The sequence below is a fragment of the Endozoicomonas acroporae genome (genome assembly GCF_002864045.1).
In the GTDB taxonomy this organism is placed as follows: domain Bacteria; phylum Pseudomonadota; class Gammaproteobacteria; order Pseudomonadales; family Endozoicomonadaceae; genus Endozoicomonas; species Endozoicomonas acroporae.
In genome coordinates this window covers 20,601-27,058 of the sequence record NZ_PJPV01000092.1, presented here as the reverse complement: position 1 = coordinate 27,058, position 6,458 = coordinate 20,601, and the positions used below count along the sequence as shown (strand labels likewise).

The 6,458-nt window shown below is 47.7% G+C and carries 4 protein-coding genes; all 4 read right to left on the bottom strand.

Going from position 1 to position 6,458, the window contains the following annotated elements:
- Position 1: 1 nt before the first annotated feature.
- On the bottom strand, positions 2-730 hold the full coding sequence (locus tag CX664_RS15820; protein WP_146000051.1) for a hypothetical protein: 729 nt from the start codon (positions 728-730) through the stop codon (positions 2-4).
- A 459-nt stretch (positions 731-1,189) separates the two neighbouring features.
- Positions 1,190-2,743 (bottom strand): SpoVR family protein, encoded by a 1,554-nt coding sequence (locus CX664_RS15810; protein WP_101747680.1) that lies wholly within the window; start codon positions 2,741-2,743, stop codon positions 1,190-1,192.
- Entirely contained in the window at positions 2,730-4,019 is a 1,290-nt protein-coding gene (locus tag CX664_RS15805) for a YeaH/YhbH family protein (protein WP_101747679.1), read from the bottom strand. Before CX664_RS15805 ends, CX664_RS15810 begins: the two co-directional genes overlap by 14 nt.
- Before the next feature lie 111 nt (positions 4,020-4,130).
- A complete protein-coding gene (locus CX664_RS15800) occupies positions 4,131-6,053 on the bottom strand; it encodes a PrkA family serine protein kinase (RefSeq protein WP_101747678.1) in 1,923 nt (640 codons plus the stop codon).
- Between the last annotated feature and the right edge of the window lie 405 nt (positions 6,054-6,458).

The window sequence follows — 6,458 nt, the reverse complement described above, 5'->3', positions numbered from 1 at the left end:
CTTAATAGTACATATGTACGCTTCGTGCTACCGCCCTGCCCTTACCTCCCATCACTTCGATACCGCTCTTGCAGTTCAATGATCGCAGTTTCTCTGCCACAGGATTCAACCAGACAGACGACGGGGTAAAGTACATTCCAAACTCATCTTCCAATCGGCTGCTACCTCTGGCCTCAGCCAACAATGTATCTCTGAACAAGGCATATAACTTAGGGCTCTTTGCATGATGCATCGCATTTAATTTTTTGAGTTCCTCTTCATGGCCTCTGGTATGATGTTCATCGGGTAAGTCAAACCGTTTGAGCTGATTAAAATAATGCTCGTTGTTGTCTTGATAACGCCCAAGCGTCATAATAAATCTAATGTCATCATCACTAAACTCACTGATGATCTCTAACAGTGTTTTCTGATCAAATACTGAAAGCAGATTCTTGAAGCACCTGTTTTTAAAAATGGTGCAATCAGACTTTGTTATATTGTCTACTTTGGTTATTCTAAAATCAGACGTCTGTTTCGGCATCGCTGCAGCTGTCAGGGGGACACTTTCCTGTATGGCTACTGTACTCTTTGCAGCGACTGGCTTTGGAAATGAGTTATCATCTCCGTGGCTGGGTGATGGCTTACGTGAACCAGCTATCGCCCTTGACGGCATATTTGCTAATAAATTATCCATTTTTAAACATCTGTCTGGAAGATTTGTAAAACAGATAGAGATATTTTTCAAATTCATTAACTCTGACTTTCATTCACCGGTTTGGTTCCATTGGTTGTTGCAATTTTTTTGGTGGTATTTCCAGTCATTTAGGAACTGTCCTGAAATAACTTCCACATCCGATGCTGTCCAGTAAAGAAAAAAACCTTGCCACGGAGTCACGGAGGCACGGAGAAAAGAAAAAAATTTTTCCTCTGTGACTCCGTGCCTCCGTGGCGAAAAAGAGGAAGTTATTCAGAAACAGTTCCTTAGCGCATTTTAATGCTTACATTGAACGATTGAAGGGAGATCAGCAGGCGGATGATCAGATAACAGAGTGTTGAAATCCGATGCAGTGGATCAACGTAGAACTGGCCAGTTAAAAACCATTGGGAATTAAAAATTCCGTTTTGTTCGGTGAATAAAACTACTATTCAACTTGCAAAACGGAATTTTTATCCTCAATTTTATACAGTGTCGCCCGGGCGGGCGTTATTCTCAAACAGCTTCTGAGGATTGCTTCTCTTTAGGCAACGTATGTTCATATTGAACAATATTTTCTTCGTCCACACACTCCAGTTTTACATCAAAGCCCCACAGGCGGTGAAGGTGTTTGATGATTTCACTGGTGCTGTTCTTATCAAGGGGCCTTCCTTTGTGCATGTAATGACGAAGGGTCAGTGAACGGTCACCACGGACATCCACGTTGTAGACCTGGATATTGGGCTCCCGGTTCCCCAGGTTGTATTGTGCGGCCAGGTTTTCCCTCAGCTGACGATAGCCTGTGTCATCATGGATGGCATCCACCTCAAGGTAAGGGTTAATTTCATTGTCGTCGATGCTGAACAGCCGCATATCCCGCATGACCTTAGGCGACAGGTACTGAAGAATGAAGCCTTCATCCTTGAAATTCTGCATGGCGAAGTGCACCGCATCCAGCCAGTCAGTGTCGGCCAGGTCCGGGAACCACTGTCGGTCTTCATCCGTCGGATTCTCACAGATCCGGCGTATATCCCGGAAGATATTGAAGCCCAGGGTGTAGGGGTTGATGCCGCTGTATCTTGGGTCATCAAAATCCGGCTGGAATACGACGCTGGAGTGAGAGTGCAGGAACTCCATGATAAAGCCTTCGGTAATCAGGCCTTCGTCGTACATCTCATGCATCAGGTGGTAATGCCAGAACGTTGCCCAACCCTCGTTCATGACCTGAGTCTGTCTTTGCGGGTAGAAGTATTGGGCAATCTTGCGCACAATGCGGATAATTTCCCGCTGCCAGGTTTCCAATAGCGGCGCATTTTTTTCAATGAAGTACAGCAGGTTCTCTTCCGGATCCTTGGGGAAGCGTACGGTTTTTTTCTGCTGTTCAGTCTCGCGGACCGGGATGGTTCGCCAGAGATCATTCAGGTTGCGCTGAATATACTCCTCCCGCTCCTGTGAGAGTGCCTTTTCCTGCTCCGCAGACATGGGTGTTGCCCGAACGTAGCGATTAACGCCCTGATTCATCAGGGCGTGGCAGGCATCCAGAATATCCTCGACGGCGCTGATGCCGTACTTCTCTTCGCATTTGGCCAGGTAGCTTTTGGCAAACAGCAGGTAGTCAATAATGGCACTGGCATCGGTCCACTGCCGGAACAGATAGTTACCCTTGAAGAAAGAGTTATGACCATAGCAGGCATGGGCAATCACCAGCGCCTGCATCGGCATGGTGTTTTCTTCCATGAGATACGCTATGCAGGGGTTGGAGTTGATCACTATCTCATAGGCCAGCCCCATTCTTCCCTGCTGGTAGTTCTGCTGGTTGCTGAGGAATGTCTTGCCATAACTCCAGTGGTTATACATCAATGGCATACCAACAGAGGAATAGGCGTCGAGCATCTGCTCAGAGCTGATCACCTCTATCTGGTTGGGATAGGTATCCAGCCGGAACTTGTCGGCCAGCCGGGCAAACTCCCGGTCATAGGTTTCAAGTAACTCGAATGTCCAGTCGGAACCGGTGGAAAGCGGTTCTTTTCTTTTTTTCGGTGTTCTTACCGGTGCTTCAACTTCCAACATGACTTCCCTCCTTTTTCTCAAATAAGCGGCGGAAGGTTGGGTAAATGTCCGCATAGCTGCGGATCTGTTGCATGGCAAAATGTCCCGGGTGTGCCTGCTCTATTGTCTTGTACTCATACCAGAGGTTCTGGTGATGGCGATCGGTGATCTCTACATAGGAGTAGTACTGACAAACCGGCAGCAACTTTTCCAGAATAATATCGTGACATTTACTGGAGTCGGCTTCCCAGTTATCGCCATCAGAGGCCTGGGCGATATAGATATTCCACTCGTTGGGGGAGTACCGGTCAGTGATGATTTCATCAGCCAGGCGCAGGGCTGTGGATACCACTGTTCCCCCGGTTTCTCTGGCATAGAAAAAGTCATGCTCATCACACTCACGGGCTTCGCTGTGATGTCGGATAAAGACGACTTCTACCGCTTCATAGTTTCTCTCCAGGAACAGATAGAGCAGCAGGAAGAAGCGCTTGGCCATGTCCTTTATTTCCCGGGTCATGGAGCCGGAAACATCCATCAGGCAGAACATCACGGCCTTGCTGGAAGGCTGGGGTACTTTGGCCATGTTATTGAAACGCAGGTCAAAATCATCAATAAATGGCAGGCGCTTCAATTTCTTGTTAAGTACATTGATCTCTTCACGGAGCCGACGGGCCTGAAGCTGGTCCACTTCATCCGGGCTGACTTCCATTTCCCGCAGCTCTCGTTTCAGTGTTCTGATCACTTTCCGTTCTTTGCCAGAGAGTGCTATCCGTCGTGCATGGGCAGCACGCAGTGATCGGACCACGTTCAGGCGGTCAGGGGAGCCGGCCGTGGTAAAACCTGCACGCTTTAATTTATAGTCCGTGCTGTCTTTCAGCTCTTTCCTGACCAGATTCGGCAGTTCCAGATCATCAAACAGATACTCCAGAAATTCATCACGATTGATCTGGAAGGCAAAGTCATCAGCGCCTTCACCGCTGTCACTGGCCTTGCCATCTCCTGTGCCCTGGCCACCACCGCCCGGTGGTCGCTGAATACGATCGCCCTGGTTAAACTCTTTATTACCCGGATGCACATGGCCATGATGCCCCCCCTGACCATGATGGAAAAAGGGTTCACTCAGGTCTTTCTTTGGGATGGTAATATTGCTGCCGCTGTCAACGTCGGTGATTGAGCGTTGATCAACAGCACCCTGTACAGCCTCTTTGACCAGGCTGCGGTAACGCCTCAGAAAACGCTGTCGGTTGACAGTGCTCTTCTTTTTTCCGTTGAGGCGTCGGTCGATTATGATGCTCATAAAGACGCTCCCCCGATGGTTGCTAATGTTCGCTTAATAGAGAGTTGCCCTGGCTAATACAGGGCATAAGAGTTATGCCCGCCTGCCGGTGATGGCAGACGGGCGTCGTTTTTATTGAGACTTGCGAACCCGGATATACCATTCGGATAACAGGCGAACCTGTTTCTCGGTATAGCCATGGGCAACCATTCGTGAAACAAAATCGGCATGCTTGCGCTGATCTTCCTGGGATCCCTTGGCATTAAATGAGATAACCGGCAGCAGGTCTTCCGTATTGGAGAACATCTTCTTCTCAATCACGGTGCGCATCTTCTCATAGCTCAGCCAGCTGGGGTTCTTGCCATCATTATTGGCCCGGGCCCTGAGCACAAAGTTCACCACTTCATTCCGGAAGTCCTTGGGATTGGCAATACCCGCAGGTTTCTCGATTTTCTCCAGCTCTTCGCTGAGTGCGGCACGGTCCAGAATATGGCCGGTATCCGGATCACGGTACTCCTGATCCTGAATCCAGAAATCAGCGTAGGTGATGTAGCGATCAAAGATATTCTGACCATACTCAGAGTAGGACTCCAGGTAGGCGGTCTGAATTTCCTTGCCCAGGAACTCGATATACTTGGGCGTCAGGTACTCTTTGATAAACGACAGATAGCGATCGTGTATCTCTTCCGGGAACTGGTGCTGTTCAATCTGCTGTTCCAGAACATAAAGAAGGTGTACCGGGTTTGCAGCGACCTCTGAAGGATCAAAGTTGAAAACCTTGGACAGAATCTTGAAGGCAAACCGGGTGGAAAGACCGTTCATACCTTCATCAACCCCGGCCATGTCCTTGTATTCCTGCAAAGGCTTGGCATTGGGATCGGTGTCTTTCAGGTTCTCACCGTCGTACACCTTCATTTTCGAGTAGATTGATGAGTTCTCCGGATCTTTGATACGGGACAGTGTGGTGAACTGTGCCAGCATCTTCAGCGTATCCGGTGCACATGGGGCTTCCCTGAGGGAACTGTGTTCAAGCAGCTTCTCATAGATATGGATCTCTTCACTGACTCTTACGCAGTAGGGCACCTTGACGATATTAACCCGGTCAATAAAGGCTTCATTGGTTTTGTTGTTCCGGAAAGACTGCCACTCAGACTCGTTGGAGTGCGCCAGCAGAATACCTTCATAAGGGATGGCACCAAGGCCTTCGGTACTGTTGTAGTTACCTTCCTGGGTTGCGGTCAGCAGCGGGTGCAATACCTTGATAGGTGCCTTGAACATCTCAACGAATTCCATGATACCCTGGTTCGCCCGGCACAGGGCGCCGGAGAAGCTGTAGGCATCAGGATCGTCCTGGGAGTACTCTTCCAGCTGACGAATATCGACTTTACCCACCAGGCTGGAAATATCCTGATTGTTTTCATCCCCTGGCTCGGTTTTGGCGATACCAACCTGATTCAAACGACTTGGGTAGAGTTTAACCACCCTGAATTTGGAGATGTCACCACCATACTCATTCAGCCGTTTAACAGCCCAGGGTGACATGATGTACTTAAGATACCGGCTTGGTATCCCGTACTCTTCTTTGAGAATATCGGCATCTTCATCCGGATTGAATAAGCCCAGGGGAGATTCAAAAACCGGAGAGCCTTTGATGGCATAGAAAGGTACTTTCTCCATCAGGTGCTTTAATTTTTCCGCAAGGGATGACTTACCGCCCCCCACTGGCCCCAGTAAGTAAAGAATCTGTTTCTTCTCTTCCAGGCCCTGTGCGGCATGCTTGAAATAAGAGACGATCTGTTCAATGGCTTCTTCCATGCCATAGAACTCTTTGAACGCCGGGTACTGCTTAATCAGTTTATTGGAAAAGATCCTGCTTGAACGTGGATCCCGGGAAGTGTCAATCACCTCAGGCTCACCAATCGCTTTCAACATACGTTCAGCGGCGTTGGCGTAAGCCTGGGGATCTTTTTTGCAGAGTTCCAGGTACTCTGTGAGACTCATCTCTTCCTGTTGGACGGACTCATATCTCTGCTGGTATTGAGCAAATATGGACATCTGTTTTCCCCCTCGCCTGATCGTTGTGAGTCTTTTAAGGCGTACTGCTTAGTTATGATTTTCAGAAGTCTTTCTATCCTTTTGAACGACACATTATCAATAACGAAAAAAGTGTACGTACATCTACGTTATAGAACTAATGGATAAGAATGTCTATACCTTTTACGTTTTGATTTTTCAGGAATTATTTGTGCATGAAAAGAGTGGGGTGGGGATAAAATAGCCAGCTGTTTAATAGGCATCCAGCCATTCTAAATTAGTTTTTCGATTATTTGAATATACTTTGTCGTATAAATATTAGTCGTATAAATATTGGTCGTAAGAGTTGGTTGATTTTCATAAAAATCTAAAAAAAATATTTTATTGAATTTGCTTATCATCATTGAAATATCCGGGTTAACAGGC